This is a genomic window from Clostridium sp. C2-6-12 (genome assembly GCF_009928485.1).
Taxonomy (GTDB): domain Bacteria; phylum Bacillota; class Clostridia; order Clostridiales; family Clostridiaceae; genus Clostridium.
On record NZ_JAABNP010000008.1, the window covers coordinates 100,175 to 125,539 of the forward strand.

Consider the following 25,365-nt stretch of genomic DNA (forward strand, 5'->3'; position numbering starts at 1 on the left):
TTATTTTTCTCCTTTCAAAATTCGATCATAAGAATATCCACGATCACTTTTTCTTTCTACTTTTTTCAGTTCAAAATAAATAACTGCATTTGGTTTTAGCTTAAAACTTATATCGATTTCTAATTCTTTTGAAACGATACTTTCTGATTTTATAAGTGGTACTGCATGTTCCTTTAACAAAGCTAACTGTTCTTTTGACAAATTAGCTGGTTCTCCCATATCATGCCATAGTTTAAGTGGATTACAGCATTCCTCATCCACTGTTTTAGAGATCAAACAATAATCAGCATGTTTACTTGGTAATTTAATTTCAAGTTCCAATGATTCGCTAGTATAATTAACATCCATGTTCCACAAAATTCCTCGATAGTTTCCATCCGGCAATTGTACTATAATTGCTTCCTCTGAACGATGAATGCAATTTCCTTGCAGCTGCTTATAAAAAGCAAATGTCCAAAAGGTTGGTTTTGGTATACCTCCATTTGCTACCATTCCAAACCCACCATGAAAGGTCGTAAACGGAACCCCTTTTTCCTCAAAAACATCTCCAAATGTCCAATAAGAGTATGATGTATGTTTGTCTCCCAAGCGTGAAAGCATTGCCGCAATATAAGCAGCATTTAAGTTCGTATCATGAAGTGGACAGTCTGGTACATATGATGTGTTAAACTCTGTTATATGTATATCCATTCCACTAAATTCCTCGAAACCATCTACAATTTCTCTAGTTGTCTCCAATAACTGAAATGATTCATTAAGATCATGAAGTGTTGTATACTCATAGTGACCTGATTTTTCAGGAAGATGAGTTGCATAATGATGCCTAGTAATAAAATCCAAAGGAAGTTTCTTCTCTCGAACATATTCAAGAAAAGAACGAATCCAAACTTTATCAGTTCCACCACAAACTGCAGGTCCCCCAATTTTTAAAGCAGGATTTACTTCTTTCACGGCTAATGCTGTATATTCATACAATTTGAAATATTCCTCCATGTCAGCATCTTTCCAAAAGCCCTTAAGATTTGGTTCGTTCCATACTTCAATTGGCCATTGTAATACATCTTCTTTACCATAGCGCTCAATTAAATGATGTAACAACGCTTGAACCATAGACGTCCAGTCATTATAGTTTTTTGGTGGAGTCACATTTCCTTTCCAATAAAATACGGTCTGATTTCCAGAAGCCATTTTCTCTGGCATGAACCCAAGTTCCAAGAATGGTCGGATTCCAAGACTTATATAACTATCCATAACCCTATCAAGATAAGTAAAGTTATACTCAAATACTTGCTTTCCAGATTCATCCTCATAGCTCTGACAAATTGCCATATCGTCACAAAACAACCCATGACCGCGTATATGTTTGAAACCAATTACATCCTGCACCAACTTTAATTGCTCATAATACTCTTTATGCAGTGCTAGACCCATACGCCCAGTACCCACACAAAAATCCATTCCATTGTGAAAAGGTATTTCCATTCCATGTTCAACCAAAATGCTCTTTGCTTTACTCATATATAAATCCTCCATTTATTTAATCTGAAATGCCAGTATTCTCATACTTCAACTAACTCTTAAATATTAAACGATAAGTTTTGAACTATTAAACACTTAATTGACACCTCTATATTCAAATGATATCATTATAAAATGCAATATTTATTGCGTATAAAATGTACTTTATTGCGTGAAATCGAGGTGAACTTATTATATGTCTATATCTAGCAATCCATATTTAGAGGCTACAGACAGAGATTTAACCTATGAAAATAAATCAACAATCGGTGATGCTACTTATCCTTACCATCGTCATAATAATTGTGAAATATATTTATTTCTAAAGGGCAATGTTAAATTTTATCTAGAACATGGTTGTTACCAGTTGTCTCCCTATGACCTTATAATAATGAATCCAGAAGAGATGCACCGAATTGTCTGTGATGATGATTCATTGTATGAGCGTATCACAATTAACATAAAAAAATCCTACATGGATAAATTATCTAATTCAACAACTGATTTATCTGCCTGTTTCTATCATCGTCCCATTGGAACAGGTAACATCTTAAGTCTTACACCAAAACAATCAGAAGATTTACTTAGTTTATGCAACTTACTTGACAATGCAATTTCATCTACTGATTATGGGCACAGCATTCAGAAAGAAGCTTACCTCTCTCTTTTGCTTGTATTAGTTAATTCAATTTTTGAAAAAAATACAAGCAATAATATCAGCATAATGCCAGGCTACCTTATTGAAACAATGCAATACATCGAAAATCATTTAAGTGAAACTATTTCTCTGCAGCAACTTGGAAATAGATTTCATCAGGATAAAAATTACCTTAGCCAGCAATTCAAGAAACATACTGGAATGACACTTCGCCACTACTTACTAGATCGCAGAATTGCACGAGCAAAATCACTTCTTCTAAACGGATGTAATGTAACTGAAGCCTGTTATCAATCTGGCTTCAATGATTATGCAAACTTTATACGAAGTTTCACAAAACTCGAAGGAACTTCACCTGGAAAATTCAAAAAAACTTAAACTCATAAGGAGATTTTTGGAGCAAAAAAACACGACCACCTGTAAGCAGCTATTTAAGCCACATACAAATGGTCGTGGATTTTATGGTGGAGGGCGAGTGTAACCTTTAAAATCCATCAATAAAATATATTAATTATTTCACCTACATATTTCATTTTTCTACTTTATATACCACTTCTAATTATTTTTTATCTTCCTCAATTCATCTATTTCTTCATCTTTTAGTCCTGTTAATTTAGTAATCATTTCATTACTCAATCCCATTTTTATTGCTTGTATTGCTGTATCAGTTGCTTGTTTTTCTATACCTTGTTTTATTCCTTGTTGCATACCTTGTTGCATACCTTGCTGTATTCCTTTTTGCAACCCTTTTTGTATCCCCTTTTGTGTATTATCTGCTATTATATTATCTAATGTTTTTCCTAAATTTGATACCATAAAATCCACCTCCTGTTGATTTGATTTTTCTATTATTTCATCAACTTGTTCTTGTAAGTTTTCTTCCAATCTTGGTTTTATTATATTTTTAAGCCACTGCTTGAACACATCAAATTGTTCTGGTGATATCTTCTTTAATATATAAATTGTTTTTCTTAATCTTCTTATTAGTTCTTCTTGATCCATTTGCTGATCCAATAGAAATATTGCTGATACTAAATTTGATACATTATATAATTCCTCATTAGAATATCTATTTATATCAAAAAATATATAATTGAAATCTAATATATTGTCTTCAAATAATTCATATCCACTTAATATTTCCTTAAAACTTTTATTAGCTGTCCATTTGCTCTTACCATTATATAATACTATTGGAACTACTGCTGGCAATCTAAATTCTTTTCTTCTTCTATCAGCTTTTGTTGAATTTTTTAATATATCTCTCCAAACTTCAACCATATAAAATAATAATCTCATAGGCATTTGAAAATCCACTCTTGATTGAAATTCTAGTAATACATAAAATATCACTTCATTTCCATTTATATTTATTTTATATAATATATCAGATTCTTCCTCTTCAAAATCAGAAAGAATATATGATTTATCTACTAGAATTAAATCCTCTTCTTTTATTAAATTCACCCAGTCCTTTTTTACAAAGCTTTTTAATAATTCTAAAAAGGTACTTCTATGTGAAAATAAATGTTTATAACCAACATCGTGCTCATGATGAACTTTAGTTTTTTTCAATGCATCACTCCCAATACTTTTATACTTATATTATATCGTAATATCTTATATATTTAAACTTCAACTTTGCTCATTCTATGTTTAAATGAACCTAAATTAATCATTTCCATATTCATTCTTAATTATACTTGTTTGTATTACTAATAATATAAAAACACCCAATCTACATTGAATGTAAATTGAGTGAAAAGCTACAGTATTTTCAATTCTATTCCTTTACAAAATTCATTACATTCATCCGTTCTAACATATTAAAAGTAATAGTTCCCTTTTGAATATAATATAAGGTATGACACTTTTCCCAGTGAACTCCTTTTGTCTGGCAAGTGCCTACATATTTAAAATTAAACTCTTCAATTTCTGCTTTAGACTTTGCTATGGAATATTTTTTCTTATTATTATCTTTATCTCTCCAATTACTTAAATGAAAAGGAAGAACTGATAAACAGCCACCCTTTTTAAGTACACGCCAACTTTCCTCAAGAAGCATTTTTTTCTTTTCATAATCTGCATGAAGTGTATCATATAAAATAACTAAATCTAATGAATTATCTTCGAAATGATTAAAATTCACTGCATCCTCTGTAATAAGCTTTATGTTTGTAAGCTTTCTCTCTTGAATTTTATCAGATACCTCTTTTACACATATGGGATTTCTCTCTACTCCATATATGGTACCATTTGGGAATGCATATGAAGCTGCAAACATATACTGTCCAAAGCCATATCCAAAATCAAGTATTTGTGGTATATCATTATCATTTAAGGGGATTTCTTTGAAAAAATCTATTCCTTCTGTTTTCTCCCATAAAGCTATGTCATCATAAAGATGTTCGTTTAAATTTGAATAACACATTATTATCCCGCCTATATATTTTGTTTATCTACTTTTTTCATTATTCACCACATATATCAACATAATTATCAGATTATTTTTTCGACTTTCTTATAAATCTTATAATAAAGTAAACTAAACCTCCTATGCTTCCGAAGAAAATAAGCATTAGTATTAATACAGCTATTATACCTGCCGTTTTGTTGCTTACAGTAGATGTTTTTGATTCTTTTGCTGAATTATCAGGCTTATCATCTACTGAAGGCGTTGTCTTTACATTATCAGTATCACTTACAGTACTAGTATCTGATTCTGCTGATGAATTATTGTCGCTACTATTCTGTACATTTGCGGAATTATTACTGTTACTATAGCTTCCAGATTTAAAGCCGCTTACACTGCCAGTTGATGTTTTTGTTTGTGGACTCTTAGCTGTTACATTGTCATTATTCTTACTTTGTGAAGATTCTGAGCCACTGCTATAGCTTCCAGATTTAAATCCACTAGCAGCTGCATTAGATGTATCTTTACTTTGGTTATTAGATTGTTTACTGTTGCTACTACTGCTAGTATCTTTACTATTTGTGGAACTACCACTGGAGCTAGTACTATTAGTTTGTTTATTGCTTGTTGAACTAGTGCTAGAACTATTACTATAAGTTCCTGACTTAAATCCACTAGTAGCTGCATTAGAAGTATTAGTATTAGTATTAGTATTGGAATTTGTAGCTTGTGTACTATTGCTAGTACTATTAGTTTGTTTATTGGTTGTGGAATTAGCGTTTCCACTGGTTGAGGTTCCGCTATAACTTCCAGATTTATAACCACTACTTGAGGTATTAGATGTATCTGGAACTGAACTCTTACTGGTACTACTTGTTGTTGAAGTGGTTGTAGTACTTTTTGATCCAGATGAAGCACTATAACTGCCTGAACTATAACCACTTCCACTAGTTTTTGAGGTTGACGAGCTAGAAGTTGAGCTTGTACTAGTAGTCCCCTTTGCAAAAACATCTACACTAGAAAATGTAATTGCAAAAATAGCAAGCACTGAAATTAGAAAAAATTTTATTAACTGTTTATGTCTTTTCATTTTAGTCTCCTGTTTATTGAAATTTATATTATTTTATAAATACTTACAAGGAAATTTTATCATATTTTACATTATCATTACATATTAAATGTTCTAAATTTCTATAAATATTAAATCACTATCATAAATTAAATAAAAAACTCAAAAACAGTGTGAGTCTCAAACAAATGAGATTCACACTGTTTTTTAAGCTTGTCTTTATTTTGGAGGCATTATAGTTGCAACACCAATTAATACTTCAACACCATTTTGATTTGTACATACAGTACTTAATTTTATTCTATTCTTTTCTTCAAACTTCTCTATAACCTCTACCTCAGCCTTAATTGTATCTCCTATTTTAACAGGAGCCATAAATTTAAGTTCTTGTCCAAGATATATTGAGCCTGGTCCTGGCAGTTGCATTCCAAGTACTGCTGATACTAAACCAGCTGTTAACATACCATGAGCAATTCTGCCCTGAAACATAGTCTTTTCTGATTCAACTTGATTTATGTGGGCTGGGTTTAAGTCTCCAGTTATACCAGCATATAGGTATACATCTGTTTCTGTAATGGTTTTTTGAAAAGATGCTTTATCACCAATATTTAATTCTTTTATAGTTAAGCCCTTCACTTACAATTCCTCCTTTTTATTTCATGTTTTTTCTAAATTATTATTTAGTTCCTCCATTTCTTTATACAAAGTGTAATATGCTTTGTAATGCTATTAATACAAATACAGTTGCTGTTTTAATGCAAGTTATCACGAAAATATCCTTATATGATTGTTTATGAGTCAAGCCTGCAATTCCTAGTAGTGTAATAACTGCACCATTATGAGGTAATGTATCCATTCCACCTGAAGCCATTGCAGCAACACGGTGAAGTAATTGTGGATCTACACCAACATTATTTGCCCAAGTTAAATATTGTTTACCAAATGTATCAAGAGCTATACTCATTCCACCTGATGCAGAGCCTGTGACTCCTGAAAGAACATTTACTGTAATAGCTTCTGAAGGTAATGGACTTCCGTTTGGATTAATATTTGTTAAAGCATGAGCAATAGATTGAAATCCAGGTAAAGTCTTAATAACATTACCAAACCCTACTTCTGATGCTGTATTCATAACAGCAAGTAATGATCCAATTGCACCAGCATTAATTGATGATGCTAAGTTACCTTTCATACGCTTTGGATTAATAGAAATTGCAAGAAGAATACCAAATACAAGTGCAATCATTAATGCCCAGTTATTCATTGAACCTACAACTCCTGCTTCTGGAATGTTGTAAGGAGCTTTAGTTACCCAAGAAACTATATCCCATTTAGGAAATACTAATTTTTGAAGAATTAAAGTCAATCCAAGTACAGATATTAAAGGCAAGGCTGATATAAATGGATTTGGTAAACTTCCATCTTCAACAAGTACTGGTTCATTTTTATGATTATCTCCATAACCTTCTCCATTTGCTTGTGCTTTACGTTTACGCCATTCAAGATAAGATACACCACAAACTAAAACCATAATTGCACCTAAGGTTCCAAATACAGGAGCAGCATAAAGATCTGTGTTAAAAAACTTCATTGGTATAGAATTTTGAATTTGAGGTGTTCCTGGAAGTGCATCCATAGTAAACGTGAAAGCTCCAACTGCAATAGTTGCAGGAACAAGTCTCTTAGGAATATCTGCTTCTTTAAATATTGATGCTGCAAATGGATATACTGCAAATGCAACAACGAATAGACTTACACCACCATAAGTTAGAATAGCTGCTGATAAGATTACAGATAACATAGCACGCTTCTTACCTAACTTTTCAACAATAAATTTTGCAATAGATTTTGCTGCACCGGATTGCTCCATAACTTTACCAAAAACAGCACCTAATAAGAAAAATGGAAAGTATACTTTTACATAGTTACCTAAGTTAGGTAGAAATATTTCTGTATAGGTTGGCATTATTGCCATCCCTGAAAATATAGCTGCTGCAATTGCAAATATAGGTGCAAAAACAATAACTGAGAACCCTCTATAAGCCATAACCATTAGTAGTACTAAACTTAATAAAATTCCTATAACTGCCATATATAAAACCTCCGTTATTTTATTATTTTTTTATTAATAACTTTATCTTTTTGAGTTTTTACTGGTATTGATACATTACTTAAGATTCATAAGTTTTTCTTCAAAAATTCTTTCATCCATGATTTTTAATTCAGCTGGCATTATTGGTTCAAAATCCATTTGGTCAAGAATGTCTTTTTTAAGATCTACTCCTGGCGCTATTTCTACTAACTCTATCCCAGCCTTAGTTAATCTAAAAACTGCTCTCTCAGTAATATAAAGCACTTGTTGATTAACATCTCTTGCATAATCTCCACTAAAAGTAATTTGCTCAACATTCCTTATGAATTTCTTTGACTTTCCTTCATTTTCAATAAAAAGCTTACCTTCAGAAATATTAATTTTAAGTCCTCCTGCAGTAAAGGTTCCACAGAAAATAACCTTCTTTGCATTTTGAGTTATATTAATAAAACCTCCACAGCCAGCTATTTTAGGACCAAATTTACTTACATTGATATTTCCTTCTTCATCACATTGAGCAAGCCCTAAAAATGCTACATCTAGTCCTCCACCATCATAAAAGTCAAATTGAGAAGATTGATCTATTATACTGTCTGGATTAATAGCTGCACCAAAACTCAATCCTCCTGCTGGTATTCCTCCAATTGGCCCAGACTCAATTGTAAGTCTCATGGTATCGCCTATATTTTCTTCATTTGCTACCATTGATATTCCCTCTGGCATTCCAATTCCTAAATTTGTGATTGCATTTGGTACAAGTTCCATGGCGCAGCGTCTTGCTATTATTTTTCTTTCATCCATTGGAAGGCATTTAATAGCATTAACTGGCATTTTTATTTCTCCACAGAAAGCTGGATTAAATGGTTCATCAAAGGTCTGCATGTGATCCTCAGCAGTAGCTACGACTACAGCATCAACAAGTATTCCAGGAATCTTTACTAGCCTTGGATCTAAAGTTCCTTTTGATACTATCTTTTCAACCTGAATAATAACCTTTCCACCAGAATTCTTTGCAGCCTGTGCCATTGCAAGGCCATCAAGGGTTGCAGCTTCCTTTTGAAGACTTGCATTTCCTTCTTCATCTGCATAAGTAGCTCTAATTATTGCTACATTTATAGGAAAAGCTTTGTAGTAAAGATACTCTTTATCATCAATTTCAATTACCTTTACAATATCTTCAGTAGTACAACTATTTAATTTTCCTCCCTCAACTCTTGGATCTACAAAGGTTTTTAAACCAACATGAGTAATTGTTCCTGGCTTTCCTGCCGCAATATCTCTATACAAGCTAGATATTACTCCTTGAGGAAAATTATAAGCTTTTATCTTATTTTCAATAGCAAGCTTCTGAACCTTAGGAGCTAACCCCCAATGTCCTCCTATTACTTTTGAAAGAAGACCTTCCTGACCTAAATGATTTAGGCCTTTCTCCTTACCATCTCCTTGACCTGCTGCATAAACAAGAGTTAAGTTATTTGGCTTGCCTTGCTCAAGGTAAATTTCCTTAAGCTTCTTAGTAATTCCCTCTGGATGTCCAGCTCCTATAAATCCGCCAACTGCAACTGTGTCTTCATTTTTAATTAAAGAAATTGCTTGTTCAACTGACATTATCTTGCTCATATTTTGTCCTCCTTTTTTAAATACTTTATAAAGCAAAAGTAAAATATTTATTAATGAGTTCGTTTACACTTATTTATATAAGCAATAGTCATGCCAAAGATTTAAAGAAGGAACAAACACAAAATCCAGCTTTATCAAACTTTGATTGAGTATAAATCATTTACTAATTAAAGTTTATGTTCGGTTTTTCGTACACAAATTTAAGTAAACATTTACATAGTTGTACGATAATCCGTACATATCTATCTAATAAAAAAAGTAGTTGTACGGATTTCCGCACAACTACACTTGTATTTTATATTTTTCTATTTTTTCATATAAACTGGTACGACCAATATCTAAAATTTTTGCAGCTTTTGTTTTATTTCCATCTGAAGCTCTAAGTGCAAGAATAATAGCGTTTTTTTCGCTTTCTTCAAGAACATCTTGAAGCCGTTTAGGAATTATTGAGGCTTTTTTACCTGTAACTTCTTTTGGCAGATCATCTACATCAATTATCTCTCTATCTCCCATAAAATTAATTGCTCTCTCTAAGACATTCTCTAATTCTCTTACATTACCTTTCCATTCATAAATTTTAAGATATTGTTCAGCTTCTTTAGATATTCCTTTAACTTTTTTCCCTAAGTCAATTGAAAGCTTTTTAATGAGATGATTAGAAATAAGTATAATATCACTACCTCTTTCTCTTAAAGGAGGAATTTCAATCGTTACAACATTGAGTCTATAATACAAATCTTCTCGAAACGTTCCTTCTGAAACTAATTTTTCAAGATTCCTGTTTGTTGCAGCAATTATTCTTATGTTGATCTTTCTAGTAGCAACTCCACCAACCTTCTCCACTTCTCTTTCTTGAATAACTCTCAAAAGCTTTACCTGCATATGAAGGGGCATATCTCCAATCTCATCTAAAAATATTGTACCTTCATTTGCAATTTCAAATTTTCCTATTTTCCCTTCTTTTTTTGCACCTGTAAAAGCGCCTGCTTCATAACCAAACAATTCTGATTCAAGTAAATCACTAGGAATAGCTGCACAATTAACCTTTACAAAAGGTCCTTCATGACGATTACTCTCTGAATGTATAGCATGCGCAAAAATTTCCTTACCAGTACCGCTTTCACCTAAAATAAGTACATTTGAATTTGTATGAGCAGCCTTTTGTACTATAGCTTTTGCCTCCATAATGGAAGCACTCTCCCCTATAATATTTTCAATAGAGTAGCTAGCTGTATTAAATTCCTTAAGTTTTGATTTATAATTTTCTAATTCTTTTTCTATAGCACCTATTTTCTTATAAAGACTATTTAATTCTTTAACATTTCTAAATAATACCTTTCCGACAACCCCAATGGTTTCACCATTTTTTATAATAGGTATTCTCGATGCTATCATATAATTTCCTTTTATCTTATGAAGCTGTGCCACTTCTTCTTGACCCGTTTCAAGCACTATTGGCATTCTTGTATTCTCAATAACTTCAGTTACATGTTTACCTATAGCATCTTCTCTTTTTATTCCTAAAAAATCAGTATAAGCCTTACTCATCATAGTGATTATTCCCATCTTGTCAATAATAACCATACCATCGTAAGCTGTCTCAATTACAGTATTTAATATTTCGCTGCTGTTTCTCTCTTTATCAAGCTTTTCTAAAAGCTTATTATAATCTGTTATATTACTAAAAATTAATATTGAACCTTCTACCCCTTCAGGATTAGATAAGGGTATAATATTCAATATTAAACTTAATTCATTAATTACTATAGGCTTTTTAATTTCTTCCTTTTTGGTTGATAGTAAATAAGAAAGTTCTGAATCAGGTATTAATTTATTAATATCTTTACCTAAACTACTTTGGGAATCTAAATCGAATAGAATACTAGCAGCTTCATTAATAAAAAATATTTTATTATTACTATCAACAACAATTATTTCATTAAATATATTATCTAATATTACTTTCAATTTATTAAAATAGCTTAAATGTAAGGATTCCTTTACCATCTACTCGTACCTTCTTCCTTTTAAGTTAATGTTTTATGCTTTAAATGATATCTTAAAAAACATAATAAATAAAGTAGATTATTAAATTAATAAAAATTCAATACCTTTACCTTCAAAGCTTATCTTATAAAGTTAGTAAATATTTTATCTTCTCTTTCATTTTCTTTTACATTATTTTTACCAGAATCAATAACCTTCAATAACCATGCCATATTCTTTCCTAGAACACTCATAATTTGCATTCCTTCTTCATCTTGCATAACTTCTCCAGGTTTTGTACCATGAATTACATTCCAATAATTTGATGTTGGCATCATCATTTCAGAATAATTGATATAGTTATTTAATTGATTAAATACAGGAATGCCTCCTGATCTTCTTACTGCAACAACGCTTGCTCCTACCTTATGCCTAAGCATGCCATTATTTACAGATGTAACTAAAAATGCACGATCTAAAAATGATTTCATTGTTCCTGGGATAGCTGAATAATGTACAGGAGAACCGAGAATAATTCCATCAGCTTCCTTCATTTTTTGAATCCAATCATTAACCTCATCATTTTTCATAACGCATTTTTCGTTCATGTTTCTACTACATCCACCACAATCCATACATCCACGTATTATCTTATTTCCAACATGAACAATCTCAACCTCGATATTCTCTTTCTCTAACTCTGCTGCTACAGCTTTTATTGCCCCATAAGTGTTTCCATTGTTTTTGGGACTTCCATTAAATGCAACTACTTTCATATATATACCTCCATATAATTTATTTTCAAACATGGGTTTATTATATGGTTCAATAATACTAGTGACAAGTACGTACTTTTTAGTTAGATTACTTACCTTTAGGTAAGATTTGTCGTAATATCTATATTAACATAAAATAAAAATTTACATACTACTAATCTATATTTATTTTAATTTAGAAATTTGTTATTATAAAGTCACTTGATATATACTGTAATTATAATGGATATTTAATAAAGTTTTATTAAATATAAAAAATTAAAGGTAGGTAACCAAATGATAGATTATAATGGTAGGCACTATATATGTTTATTAGATTTTGCAATGGATTTTATCAGAGGTAAATGGAAGGCAGTTTTATTATGTCATTTATATGATGAACCCAGAAGATTTTTAGAACTTCAACGAATAACTAAAGGCATAAGTCAAAAAGTATTAAATGAAAAGCTTAAAGAATTAGAAAATGAAGATTTAATAAATAAAAAGATTTATCCTGAAATTCCACCAAAAGTAGAATATTACCTTACAGAAAAAGGAACAGACCTTACTAAAATAATTAAAGAAATTGAGTCTTGGGCTATTAAGCATTATTCTCACTTAGACAGTGGATGCAAATAATCTGATGTAATATATTTGACTAAAGATGTTAATTAATTCATGAATTATTGACACCATAGTGTACTCATAATAAACTTAAGGCTATCTCACTACGAGGTGGTCTTGCCTTTTACTTGCGCAATTGGAATTATATTGTGGTTCATATTTTGTTTTAATTATAACTTACCATATAACTTCTTAAAACAAAAATTTATCTTGAATAAATACAAATTCTTTGCTTCAAATATTATTTCGTGTAATGATTATATCATCAAAAAATACATACCCCTAATATCAAAAATATAAGGGGTATGCATAACAATATTTTAAATTTCCACTTCTCTCATTCTTCTTTTAAATGGACTCAAATTAATAAATAAATCCTCTATATTATCTTCCTGCTCAAAGTTTTTCCCAAGCGCATTTAGAAGTTCTTCTTGGCGAGGTTGTCCTAAAGTTAGTCTGTATAAGGACAGAACTTTAATCAATCTATTATATTTAACTTGATCTTTACTCATAGGATACATAGGGACTATTCTCTCTATTTTTATTGTATCCTCATTAGTATTAGGTAAACTCCAATAAGGCACCAAGTCTGAGTTATTCCCCTTTTCTTGTTTGCTGGCTTCAGTAAACATCTCTTCCCATATATCTTGATTAAACTCTATGTCGCCGTATTTATTAGCGATATTTTGCCTTATAGCTAAGCACTTAAATCTATTAATTCTGCCTTCTCTTTGTTCTAAATCTATAGGATTTGATGGTAAATTCCAGTGTACTACTTTTCTACAATTCAAATGAAAATCTAAGCCTTCCTGACCTATTGAGGTAGTTGCAAGGACAAAAGGTCTGAAAGGTGAATTAAAAGCAGTTCTTATATTTTCTGTACGTTGAATATTTTCATCATCACCTTTTGCATTATAGTATCCTACTGCAAAATGAGCTCTTAGCCCTGATTTTTTTCTTTGTCCTGTAAAAGAATCATAGGTATCTATTTCTGAAGTAGAAGTTCTAAGATTCATTCCTTCTGAAATTTGTTCTAATAAATCAGCACCTTTTACTCCTAGAGTATGGGCATACTCATCTAAAACAGCTTGTATATTTCCATCTACCAAGTAAGCTAATACATTTTTGTAATAGGTTTTTTCACTTCTTTTTCCATAAAATAAATCAACTGCTGCAATTGATTCTGGTTTATTAAATAATCTTACAAATAGTTCACCTAATTTTTCAGCCATATCCTTGTCTTTGAAAATTCTCATTCCACACACTGCAGGAGAGCCAATTATCATATTAGTTATAACCTTTGCTGCATCCGCTGGCATATCCCCATGATGGTCCTCTAAAATCTCTCCATCCCAAATGCCAGGTGCATCAACATACCAGGATACATCTCCTCTTTGACTTTCACCAATTCCATACTTAGTCTTTATTTCATTTATTTTCTCAGCTACTTTTTTCTCTAGCTCATCCTTAATATCATTTATATTTTTACCTATGTGCTCTAAGGGATTAAACATATCAGCTAAAGATTTTGAAGCTAAGGCTAAGGTTTGAGCCCTTTCTTCTAGAAGTCTTGGTCTAAGAAACTTTCTTTTCACATCTTCTGTGAAATATCCTTTACCTGCTTTTTCTGTTTCACTATTATATAACTTACCAATTGTAAGCCTTTCAGCCTCATAAGTCATCATTCCTGCAATCATCTTTGGAACCATTTCCCATGAAGAAAAAACTAAAACCTTAGAAGCATTAGGATTTTTATCAAAGAGACTATTAGTCACATAATATGGCTTTGAAGATGGTATCCATAATAATTTTTCAAGGCCATTTTTCCCTTTTTGAAATAACATTTCCTTTAAATACTCTAACCTAGCATTATTCATTGGAATCTCTTTATAATTTTGAATCTGATTCCTATTTAAGAATAAGTCCTTTCTTTTATTTAAAAGACTATAATCCTTATGCTTATTAAAATAATTAACGATTTCTCTCTTTTGTTTATATTGATTCATAAAGGATAGTAGATATGGACAAGACTTAACATAATCTATAGGTATGTTACTAGCTTCAATATCCTTCAATAAACTCTGTGTCTTGACATAGGAAATTATATCTCCTTCCTCAATTGCTATCTCTCTAGCTTGACTATCATCTATAATTCCATTTTTATTTACATTAAAGCGCTCAGTCCTGCACACTCCTTGATACATGGCATCTTCTGCTTCATTTTTGCATATTCTTAGGGTTGTGTAATCCTTATTCTTAAATTCAATTAATGTATTAGAATAGTTGTTCCAAACCTCTCTAAACTCTTTTCTTTTAACTTCATCTGTAAAAAGAAAATCCATTACTTGCATAAACTCTACATAATGATATTCATCATTGTTTTCACTGATTTCTTCTATGGTAGAGTATGGCTTATAAGGTGTTGCTGATAAAAGTAGAACCTTTGTGCTATCATGTTTTAAAAACTTCTCAACAATCATTCCTGTTTCACTTTCTGCATGTAAAAGCTGTCTAAAGTTTTGAAATTCATCCATTATTACTAAAGCTGGCTCTAATTTATCAAGACTTATCTGTGCAAAAATAGTTCTTAATTCAGTTAAAATATCATTATTGCTATAGCTTTCTTCATGTATTGCCAAGCTACTTCTTTCCATTATTGCATCTATCAATTCAGGTGAAATTTTCTTATTTAGAGCTTCAACCATTTCTGAAATATATCTATTACCACATATGTTATTACATTCAATAACTAGTCCTTCATAATACTCCATTGTCCATTCATAAAATGCCTTAGTATTATTACTCATGAAAGCTTTAAAGCCTTTCATATGCTTAAAACAATCCATTCTTTTCATTAAAGCATACATAAGTGCGCGTTCCGATACGCTTCCAGAACTTTTAATTGTTGCAAAAGAGGTTATAGGTGTTAAGGGAATCAACTGCATATAATCATGGTCTTCACTTTCCTGCATATATATTTTTAAATGCTGCATGGATAATCTTCCTTGAGATACTTCTACACAGTTTTTCTTTGGAATTCCCAGCTTTCTAGAATTTTGTCTGGCTATATTAGCATTGGAACAAATATACACCACCTTGAAAAAACCATCCTTTAAATTATCTTTATGCCACTTAGCCACCTTTTCAATAACAGTTTTGGCTATTATAGTTTTTCCTAGTCCAACCTCATCAGCTAAAAGCACTCTATTTTGTCCTTCATTTTTAAACACTTGAAAAATTCTTTCAGCTGTAGCCTCTTGAAAATCCTTTGCCTTCATCCTTACTTCACCTTCTTTGCTGCTAAAATAAATGTGTTATACATCTTCTTAAAATCTTCTGATACAACATCACTATCTAATCGTTTCATTACAGCTTCAATAGCCTTCAACTTATTTGGATTATCAATAATTATTTGAAGCATTTTTTCATAGATAATAACTGCATTGTCATCTAACTTAGAATTACCATCTGATGAACTTCTGCTTTCCATGTATTCTCTTAATTCATAGGCTGACTCTGTATAGCTATCCCCTAGTAAAAAGGAAACATAAGCATAAAAATCATCCTTGCTTTTAATGATGGATTGGTATATTTTATCGTCTCTATCCTTTGGTATATCCTTAGTTTTTATTTTTACAACAACTTCTTTATCTCCTACTTTTATTACATAGAATTCTGAAAACTGTGTAATGGTCAGCTTCTCTAAAGTTGTTGACTCTTCTATTTCCTTGTAAGAATTATTTCGCATAAGTGGAGCTATTTTACCTCTTATGTCAGGATTAAGTTTTTTAAAGTTTACTTGAACATCATAGTTTGTACCGTTACTTATAACCCTTGCATCTTTTATTGCCCAAATAATCTCTTTAATTTGTTTTGAATATATATCTTGTTCCTCTTCTTTTTTGTTCCTTTCAACATTTGTTACTAATTCAAAAGGATTATCCTCCTCTGGCAAGAAATCACCAATAAACTTTTGATAACTCATAGTTCTTGCTTTAAATTTTAACTTAATTAGAAATTCAACATTATTGTAAAAGGCGTTGTGAGAAGCATTAGCTGAACCTAAATATAGAAAATTCCCATCATAACCACTCTCAAAATATAATTTGCCATGGATATCTTGCTTCTGCCATTGTTCTATACTTTCTTCATCTCCACCATCCACAATTATATCTTTCATAGCATAAACACCATTATTAAATGCGTCTAGGGTTTTATTTGTAATAGAGCTTCTTCTAGTTATTATCTTTCTTGTATATCTTGAACTTTGCTCAAATCTTTCAATAATATCATCACTTAAAAATGGAGATACAACTAAAAGTTCATTGTGAGTATTAAATAAATCTAAATCATTACCTTTATATCCTGGAATTCCAATAGGCATAAACTCATAGCTTTCAAAAGGTGAATCTAATTCAAACTCCTTAACATCTAAGATATTTTCTTGAAGATCTGAGATTTTATCCTTCTTATCTTTATTTGCATACACCTTTACAAACTCAAGCATATCCTTTAATGGAATATTCTCATTTTTAGTCCTGCTTCTATGCCTTCCAACTCTTCCAGTAAAGGCAAAGGAAACATCCCAACTTCTATCAAAGGTTAAATTTCTACTTAAAACAATTATCTTAATATAAGCATTTCCATCATCATCTGAATATTTAATAAACCACATCTTGGGATGAAAATTACTAATTTCATTAGCTTTAACTTCAAAAACACTATTCTCCAATAAGGAATACACACTTTGTATCTTTTGAGGCAGCTTTATTCCTCCTGGATTACAAAAGATAGCAATTTTATCACTACTTTTTCTAATTCCTTCTAATAAGAACATGGGAATATCTTTTAAATTAGAATCCATGTTCTCAAGTAATCCTAGTGACATAGGTACTCCTAATAAGGCTTCCAAATCTAAAGAATATGTTAAGGCAACTGCAAATTCAACCTCATAACCTATATCTGGTTGAAGTAAATTACCATAGTCTAAACGATTTTCTGAGGGACTTAATAATGTTTTAGCCAATTTATTCACCTAGCCCTTCTAAAATTTCATTAATTATAGTACGTGCTGAATAATATCTATAATTAAGCTTATAATTATGAATAGCAGTATTATATTGATATTCCATAGGCTTACAAAGTTTTGCACGTTCACCCTTAACCTCTTTTTCTCTATTTATAATACATCTATCAATAACTTCAATATCTTTATTTATCACTGCTTTAAGAAACTTCTTTAGAAAATCCTTAGTTATTCCCTTACAATTGATTCTTGTCATAATTTCCTCAAACCTTAAAGCTCCTGCATCAAAATTATTAATCCAATTATTCCAAGATTCTAGTTGCTTTGTAACCTTATTTTCAGAATATATAACGTTATATCTTATATGAGCTCCATATATAAAATCCGCTAACTCCTTTGCCAGCTTATAATCATTTTTCATATAAATTGGCATTGGTAATCCTTCTAATTCATCAAAACTAAAATCACTAATATTTATCTTGTTTTTAATAATAAATGATAATAAAGAATCTTTTGAATATGAAGATGAAATTATATGATTACTAATATATAAAGCTTCTTCCTTAGTTAATCTAATATCTATTTCCTCTTCAAAATCATAATTTGCCTTAATAGGTGAGAAAATAGAAATTCCATCATTAGCTGCAGTTTCATCATCATAGGATTCCTCACCTTTAACAATTTCAATATTTCTTTTCTTATTTCCTTGATTGTAAATTAATGTTGCCGCTTGATCCATAGAAATACGATTATCAAGTAAAATTCCATAGATACGCATCCCATTCCAATAAATAGAGGAAGGTTTTCTTTTTACATACTTACCTTGCTTTAAAGCTCTGCTCCCAATAATTCCAGCATCATCTTCTCCACCATTCTCAACTAAAGTTGAAACTAGATTGTCCTCTATTCTATTAACCCAAGGTATAATCTCACTTGCTCTTTTAAACTTTTGTGCCACAGCCAAGCTAAAAATATATGGAATAATCACAAAATACTTAGCTCTTGTTTGGATTGTTGATATGCCTGGAAATAGAATATCAGCGTATCTATCTCTTAATGTTCCTATTCCTAATTCATCTAGTGCCTTTGAATCAGACAACAAATCAAGTGTTGCCATGACCTTGTTTCGTTCTTCTCTTGAAAAATCTATCCATCCTAATTGCATTTTGTTTACCTGAACTTTCTTATTTTTAATTTATATTGAATGATTAACCTATATCTCATATTTTTGATGTTTGATTTAATTGTAATATATTTTTGAGAAATATGCATTGTATGAGGAATTTCTTTAATTTTTATTAAAATCAGGATTAATTTGAATGAATATATTTCTGCAAAAAAGTGCACACCCCTAATTTTCAAAACATTAGGAGTGCGCGTATCCAGTACAAAAATATATAAATTTACTCTCTAAAACTTAAACTCCCAAACAAGGTTTGTCCTAATAAATACTGAAAGCCATAGAAATCAGTGGCTTTGCATTGTATTAGAATTCTAGTTCTTCTTTGGTGGAGGCGAAGCGTGGCCTTTGAAATACACCATTAACTAATAATATAAAGAACACTATCTTCATATAGAGTTTCTGGCTCAATATCAGCTTCATTCCCCCATTCCACTGTGTCAAAACTAACTCGTGCAGATTTGAATAAAGATAAATCTTTTAATTCTCTAAATATACCTTTTTCTAGATATTGACTCATATCAAATAATCTTACCTCTCCATTTTCGAAAGTTAATAATAATTTATATTCACTTAACGTTTTAACTTATTTAACTGATAAATACATACTATCACTTCCTATTTCAAAGGATCTATTTTAAATGGTAATTCACTATCCATAGCTAATTTCCAATCAGCTTTTAATTCATCTTGATGAAATTCAGCCCATGCTAAAACTAGCCTTAACTGCTAATTTCAATAGTTAACCTTAGATTTAACTGTATAATAAATAATGACTTAATTACTATTTTGTTAACACTTAATTATTTACTTTTGCTCCCTTTGTACGATTGCATTTCCAACAAAGTGTTTGCAAATTTTCTTCTATAGACATACCACCTTTTGAAATTGGCATTATATGGTCAATCTCTAGTAATAGATTTCTTTCATCGCTTATAGATAATCCACATTTTTGACAAGTATAATTATCTCTTTGTTTTATTTTTTCTCTTAACTTTGAAGTCATTAATGCTCTTTGTCCGACTGAACTTTTTCTAAAGTTAACAACCCCTGAAAGATATTCTACAAAATTATTTAGATTATTTATATCTAATTTAATATCGCAATGAGTGGATTTATTTCCACCAGGACTCACATATCTAAATGTGTAAACTGGAAAATATAATGTGCTAAAATCAATTACTTTAAATCCTAACTTTAGCATGAATTTCTTCATGTTAAACGTTCTAATAAGAAATGGAATATCATTTTTAATAGATTCTTTAATCTTTTCAAGTTCATTACTAAGTAATTGTTTTCCCTCTTCAGCAGCAGAGAAATTATTTAAAACATTTTCAAAACTCTCCAGTGATTCTTCATCTGATTTTATATTAAAATACTTACATAAATATTTAAAAGGTTGCATTTCAGCATTTTTGCATACAGTTGCAGAACATTCATAAATGTATTCTGATTTTTTAGCTTTTAATTGTTCTTCTCTTTTATAATTATATCTACTTGCATCATTTAATTGTGCAGTCCCATAGTTGGTTTTTCTAAGATCTGAATAAGTTTCTTTGAGCTGCTCAATATGATCGTTTAGCTCATTGCAACTAACAATATAACTATTCAAATCTTTTTTTAATTTATTAAAATTTTCCCCTTTATAATAAGTATATTCATAGATTTTCCAAGCTATAAATAAGGCTAAAATTATACCAAACATTATTTTTATCATCTTCTTTCACTTTATTACATATTTTTCTATTATATCACGCTCTTCACAAAAAATGAATTTTAAATTAAATATATTAGCATTACATTCATAAAGTGTTTCAAAATGTGTCTATTGAAAACAGATTTAATAAATCATCTCTAGTTATTCTTCTTTGAGTTTTAATCATGTTTTTCCACCTTTCAGTGAAATATAAAATAACTTATATCATATTTTTATTTGTGATATAAGTTATTTTATTACTATATATTTATAGCTTCCTATCAATTCGCTTGCATACTCTTATTTATTAAATCTTTTTTTATTCCTTTAAATTCTTCTTCTGTAATTATACCATCATCAAGTATCTTCTTTAATTTTACAAGTTCATCTGTTAAATTGAACTTATTAATATTAAAATTTTCTTCCTTTTCTATAAAGGATTCTTCTATTATGCCGTTATATTCAGTATCTACAGCTACATATTCAATATCTATAGCTTCTCCTGTCTCTCTTTCTAAATCCTGAATATCATTTTTCAAATCTTCTTCTGTATAATTTGGATTTACTGAATTTGCTAATGCTTCCCTTAATCTATTCCCCATAGGTTTCATAGACATATATGTTAGCCCTCCAGAAATTACACCACCTAAAATAGGTATTGCTTTAGATGCTCCTTTTGCAAATGTGTCTTTTGTCATCTTTAAACCTATTATTCCTGCTATTTTCTTTATTATAGGGTAATATATAGTCTTAGTTAATGCTTGCTGTGGTAATTTTTTTAATACTTGTTTTGCCATGTTAGTCGAAATTAATCTTAACGCAGTATTTGCTCCTCCAACGCCAAACATTGCTCCTAAAAAAAGTATTAATTCATTTTTCACTCTTTCACTATCAATATTATCATCTTCCCATAAATCTTCAAAACCATATAAGTAAGCTAATTCCTGTGCAATTATAAGTGCCACACCAAAAAATTGCAATGTATCAGCTGGTATAGTTGCCGCCATAGCAAGTCCACCTGGTAATCCAGCCAAAAAAGAAGCACCTGCCGTTTGTGTTGTTCTTTTACTTACTATATTTTTTGCTACTTTATCCAATACAAACAAGTCAATTCCTGCTTCTATTGTATTTGATTCAATAGCTTGATTAATTTTTTCTTCCGAAACATGATTCCTTAATTCTTTTTTCATGAAGCTAGTCCTATCTACTTTCACTCCTGGAACTTTTAATGCTGTAGTTAATGCTAATTCAAATTTATTATTTCCTCACTGTTATTCATATTATCCCTCCATAGTCACTTTTGTTAGTGTAAAATACTTACACTACTCTTCTTAATTATAAAGCATTGCATCACTTTTCTATACAAAAAACGATCCCCTGATTTACTTTTATATAATCTATATTTAATAAAACTATTTATAAACTTGTTTTGTTTATCTCAAAGATATACCTTTAAATCAATGGGCTTTCGACGATTCTAACAGCCATAAATATCAAAAATCAAAAGTAGACAAACTTCAATTTCTATTTTTTCTTGTGCCTGATTACATAATATATGTAATTATACCATTTGTTTTAATTTAATTCATTATATATTTTATTACTCCTGATCCCCACGGAAAATCAAACAGGATTCAAAAACACAAAAAATGAACCCACGAAAATCTAATAACTAATTTTCGTAGGTTTCATGGGCAGGCGAAGCGTGACCTTTAAAATATACAAATAAAATTCATTTCTACTTATTACTAAAAGTAATAATCCATTCTTTCATATATTCAGAATCATATTTTCCTGATGCAACTCCTAATCCAAGGTCTATAACATCTTCATCACTACAGAGTAGTTCAATTCCGTTTACATCTAAAAACACCATCATTACTAAAATACCTATTCTCTTGTTTCCATCTAAGAAAGGATGATTATTAATAATGCTAAACCCTAACCTTGCAGCTTTAGACTGTATCGATGGATATAATTCTTCGCCTGCAAATGACTGAAATGGAGAATTTATAGCTGATTCCAATAACCCTTCATCTCTAATTCCATCTAAACCACCAGTCTTTTTAATTGCTAACGAATGCAAGTGCATAATTTGCTGCTTACTTAGGTGTTTCATTTCGCCAACTCCTCAAATGCCTTTAAGTGTTTACTTAAAATATTATTTGTGGCTTCTTCTACTGTAGCATCATCTGCAATAGTATCTTGCTGAAACTTACTATAATCTATTAAAACATATCTTGGTGAATTATTTTTAAGAATAACTGCTGCACCATTTTCATCTACCATTCTTGCAACTTTAGAGAAATTTTGATTAGCTTCAGATATAGAAACTAAATTATTAATATTTACTTGCATAAAAAAACCTCCTTCTATAATTATATTATACACTTTTTTAGGATAAATTAAACCTAAAATCCCGTTAATGTCCAAATTTTTATACAAACTTCAATGAAAATAAGGAATATGAGAAATTATCATATTAATCTAATCGTTAATTTTAACATTTTGTCTAATTCAATATCAGAATTTACTTGAGTTAAATGATAAATAAATCATTTGGCATTTATATTGATAATTCTTCAAACCAACTACTATGAATATATAATTTTGTAAGCATATCTCTCTTGCTTTCATCAAATGATTTTACTATATTAATTAAGTCATTCATTTATATAATTCCACTTATAATGATTATTATTTTTTAAATATTCTCGTTAAAATATACTGCTATTTCTTCAAATATATGCGGAATATCTTCTTCTAAAAAACTAGAAAGCTCTATGTATTTTTTGCAAATGCTATATTTTAAATAGCTATCTTCAAACAATTGATATAAAACTTCTTTTTTATCTGCTCCTTCAATATTAGTTAATTTAAATATGGATTGTTCTCCTTTTACCCTAGAAACAGTAATATCTTCATTTAATTTATAATAACTTAGCACTTGTTTTTGCATTTCAGTGCCTTGATTATTTACTACAAACTCAATAGCATCATATAAAATTGAAGGATTTAAGCAGTCTTCTATTTCTGTACTTATATGATTTCCATTAGGATCTAAATTTTTCAATGAAGTATTGAATTGGTTATCTACTTGAAGTCTAGCTATCCTTAACTTTTTATTTCTAGTTTGACTATCACAATCTAAACTAATAACATTATCATCGGTATCAACTAAACATAAAATTTTACTATTAATTTCTTCTGATTCATCTTTTTCAGATAATGGCGTATATAAATATTTAAAAATCTTAATTACATTTCCACAACCGCCTACACAAAATATCTTTAAATTTTCCACTCTTTTTCCTAAATAATGTTCTATATACCCCTTATCATCTGTTCCTTTACATATTATCCAATTAGTTTTATCTGCTCGCATACAACTTAAAATTGAAGAAGTTAATTCAAAATATCCCTTTATCATTATATCTTTAGGAAGTTTTTTTCTACTCTCAAAATAATTATCAAGCTTGAATTTATGAAGTTTAACTCTATAAACTTTATCCATAAATATTTTCTTTAAATATACTAAGTAACCTTTATGTGTAACAGGTAATGATCCATACCAATGTGTTGTAATTAAAATTTGATGATTAGTTGCTAATTTGTTAAGCCTTTCGAATTGATTAAATGATTTTGAGATATGAAGTGAGTTTTCAGGTTCATCAATTGCAAATATAACTTGTTCGTCATTATCTACATTATTGGTTAAAAAAGCTGTTGCTATATCTATTATTGCAATTCTTTGTTCCCCAGAGCTTAATTCTTGTATTTCTTTTTTATCTTTTTTTAATGTTCTAATAGAAAAATATGCTTCTAATATTTTTCTTCTAACATCATTTGATGTTAAATTTTTCTTATACGCACCTTCTACCTTAAATTCATAATTATTATCTATTTTTTGAATTATTTGATTTACTTCATCCATATATAAATTTAATGAATCATTAAGGTAATCTATAACACTAATATTATTTCTTCTCTTCTCACTTTGGAATTTCTTTTCATTTAATATATCATCAATATCATCAAGTATATTTGAATTCATTAAATTTTGTATTTCTGTACTCTCTATTCTTAATACATCAGAACTCGATGTCTGAACAGGAATATAAATATATTTATAATAGCTTCTAATAACTTCTAATATCCTATCCATATTAAAAGATCTTAACTCTTCAGGAATCTTACTTATTAGATCATTATTAAAAGTTATAAAGCTTATTTTAGATTTATTATCATAGTCTATACCAGTTAATAATAAATAATATTCATTTATACTAAACTTTTCTTTTAATTCTTCTCGCTGAGAGAAAAAATTCGTATATTCTTCTTTACTTAAGTTTGAATTTGCATCAGTAGTAACACTCCAAAAATATGTGCTTAAAAATTCTATACAATCAATTAGTTCTGTATCTGCGTTTACTTTTCTTAGTAAATCTATTTTTTTTATCAAAAACACTGGTGCTATAAATGCTTGTGACTTCTTCGTTACTTTGGTAACATTCCAATATCCATTGTTAAAAAATGTATTTGCCGCTTCTAAAGTAGAACTTTTTCCAACTCCATTATCCCCAATAAATGATGTGAATTTATTTTCATAATTCTCACATATCGGTATATAATTAACGCCTTGATATACCTTAAAATGTCTAATAAACAATCCAACAATCATAGTGTTATTATTCTCCTTATAATCAATATAATAACATATTATAACAT

General features: G+C 29.9%; 19 protein-coding genes and 1 pseudogene. 2 read left to right on the top strand and 18 right to left on the bottom strand.

Going from position 1 to position 25,365, the window contains the following annotated elements; all coding sequences use genetic code 11:
- Positions 1-1,518, bottom strand: coding sequence for a glycosyl hydrolase (locus GXK56_RS08730; protein ID WP_160687084.1), 1,518 nt, complete (start codon positions 1,516-1,518; stop codon positions 1-3).
- A gap of 196 nt (positions 1,519-1,714) precedes the next feature.
- On the opposite strand from GXK56_RS08730, the gene GXK56_RS08735 reads away from it, so the two are divergent.
- Complete coding sequence (locus GXK56_RS08735; protein ID WP_160687085.1) at positions 1,715-2,554, top strand: AraC family transcriptional regulator; 840 nt, start codon at positions 1,715-1,717, stop codon at positions 2,552-2,554.
- Between the two features lie 177 nt (positions 2,555-2,731).
- On the opposite strand, the gene GXK56_RS08740 is transcribed toward GXK56_RS08735, so the two are convergent.
- The 8 genes from GXK56_RS08740 to GXK56_RS08775 form a co-directional block, all read right to left on the bottom strand.
- Positions 2,732-3,751 carry an Rpn family recombination-promoting nuclease/putative transposase gene (locus tag GXK56_RS08740; RefSeq protein ID WP_160687086.1) on the bottom strand — a complete coding sequence of 340 codons (1,020 nt, stop codon included), beginning with the start codon at positions 3,749-3,751 and terminating at the stop codon, positions 2,732-2,734.
- 208 nt (positions 3,752-3,959) lie between these two features.
- A complete protein-coding gene (locus GXK56_RS08745; RefSeq protein ID WP_160687087.1) occupies positions 3,960-4,607 on the bottom strand; it encodes a class I SAM-dependent methyltransferase in 648 nt (215 codons plus the stop codon).
- Positions 4,608-4,680: 73 nt separating this feature from the next.
- The gene (locus GXK56_RS08750) at positions 4,681-5,679 is read right to left on the bottom strand and encodes a hypothetical protein (RefSeq protein ID WP_160687088.1); all 999 of its coding nucleotides are present in this window, start codon (positions 5,677-5,679) and stop codon (positions 4,681-4,683) included.
- A gap of 198 nt (positions 5,680-5,877) precedes the next feature.
- Positions 5,878-6,294, bottom strand: coding sequence for a MaoC family dehydratase (locus GXK56_RS08755; protein WP_160687089.1), 417 nt, complete (start codon positions 6,292-6,294; stop codon positions 5,878-5,880).
- A gap of 61 nt (positions 6,295-6,355) precedes the next feature.
- On the bottom strand, positions 6,356-7,750 hold the full coding sequence (locus GXK56_RS08760) for a GntP family permease (protein ID WP_160687090.1): 1,395 nt from the start codon (positions 7,748-7,750) through the stop codon (positions 6,356-6,358).
- Between the two features lie 75 nt (positions 7,751-7,825).
- The gene (locus GXK56_RS08765) at positions 7,826-9,370 is read right to left on the bottom strand and encodes an acyl CoA:acetate/3-ketoacid CoA transferase (RefSeq protein ID WP_160687091.1); all 1,545 of its coding nucleotides are present in this window, start codon (positions 9,368-9,370) and stop codon (positions 7,826-7,828) included.
- A gap of 282 nt (positions 9,371-9,652) precedes the next feature.
- Positions 9,653-11,377, bottom strand: a complete 1,725-nt coding sequence (locus GXK56_RS08770) for a sigma-54-dependent Fis family transcriptional regulator (RefSeq protein ID WP_160687092.1) — start codon at positions 11,375-11,377, stop codon at positions 9,653-9,655.
- 119 nt (positions 11,378-11,496) lie between these two features.
- Positions 11,497-12,132: a flavodoxin family protein gene (locus tag GXK56_RS08775; RefSeq protein WP_160687093.1), complete on the bottom strand. Its 636-nt coding sequence runs from the start codon at positions 12,130-12,132 to the stop codon at positions 11,497-11,499.
- A 276-nt stretch (positions 12,133-12,408) separates the two neighbouring features.
- Here GXK56_RS08775 and GXK56_RS08780 point away from each other — a divergent pair, with 276 nt between their 5' ends.
- Positions 12,409-12,750 (top strand): helix-turn-helix domain-containing protein, encoded by a 342-nt coding sequence (locus tag GXK56_RS08780; RefSeq protein ID WP_160687094.1) that lies wholly within the window; start codon positions 12,409-12,411, stop codon positions 12,748-12,750.
- 305 nt (positions 12,751-13,055) lie between these two features.
- On the opposite strand, the gene GXK56_RS08785 is transcribed toward GXK56_RS08780, so the two are convergent.
- The 9 genes and pseudogenes from GXK56_RS08785 to GXK56_RS08825 all read right to left on the bottom strand — a co-directional run bounded on the left by GXK56_RS08785 (position 13,056) and on the right by GXK56_RS08825 (position 25,318).
- Positions 13,056-16,013, bottom strand: coding sequence for a helicase C-terminal domain-containing protein (locus tag GXK56_RS08785; protein WP_160687095.1), 2,958 nt, complete (start codon positions 16,011-16,013; stop codon positions 13,056-13,058).
- A 2-nt stretch (positions 16,014-16,015) separates the two neighbouring features.
- Complete coding sequence (locus tag GXK56_RS08790) at positions 16,016-17,770, bottom strand: hypothetical protein (RefSeq protein WP_207710261.1); 1,755 nt, start codon at positions 17,768-17,770, stop codon at positions 16,016-16,018.
- Positions 17,763-18,926, bottom strand: a complete 1,164-nt coding sequence (locus GXK56_RS08795; RefSeq protein WP_160687097.1) for a DUF6361 family protein — start codon at positions 18,924-18,926, stop codon at positions 17,763-17,765. The genes GXK56_RS08790 and GXK56_RS08795 overlap by 8 nt, the downstream gene beginning before the upstream one ends.
- 376 nt (positions 18,927-19,302) lie before the next feature.
- Positions 19,303-19,515, bottom strand: a pseudogene (locus tag GXK56_RS28115) (DUF2442 domain-containing protein); the annotation flags it as partial.
- Between the two features lie 225 nt (positions 19,516-19,740).
- Positions 19,741-20,658 (bottom strand): HNH endonuclease, encoded by a 918-nt coding sequence (locus GXK56_RS08805; RefSeq protein ID WP_160687098.1) that lies wholly within the window; start codon positions 20,656-20,658, stop codon positions 19,741-19,743.
- Between the two features lie 260 nt (positions 20,659-20,918).
- Positions 20,919-21,827: an SHOCT domain-containing protein gene (locus GXK56_RS08810; RefSeq protein ID WP_243156063.1), complete on the bottom strand. Its 909-nt coding sequence runs from the start codon at positions 21,825-21,827 to the stop codon at positions 20,919-20,921.
- 548 nt (positions 21,828-22,375) lie between these two features.
- Positions 22,376-22,756, bottom strand: a complete 381-nt coding sequence (locus GXK56_RS08815) for a type II toxin-antitoxin system death-on-curing family toxin (RefSeq protein WP_160687099.1) — start codon at positions 22,754-22,756, stop codon at positions 22,376-22,378.
- Positions 22,753-22,995: a type II toxin-antitoxin system Phd/YefM family antitoxin gene (locus tag GXK56_RS08820; RefSeq protein WP_160687100.1), complete on the bottom strand. Its 243-nt coding sequence runs from the start codon at positions 22,993-22,995 to the stop codon at positions 22,753-22,755. The genes GXK56_RS08815 and GXK56_RS08820 overlap by 4 nt, the downstream gene beginning before the upstream one ends.
- A 346-nt stretch (positions 22,996-23,341) precedes the next feature.
- Entirely contained in the window at positions 23,342-25,318 is a 1,977-nt protein-coding gene (locus GXK56_RS08825) for an AAA family ATPase (protein WP_160687101.1), read from the bottom strand.
- Between the last annotated feature and the right edge of the window lie 47 nt (positions 25,319-25,365).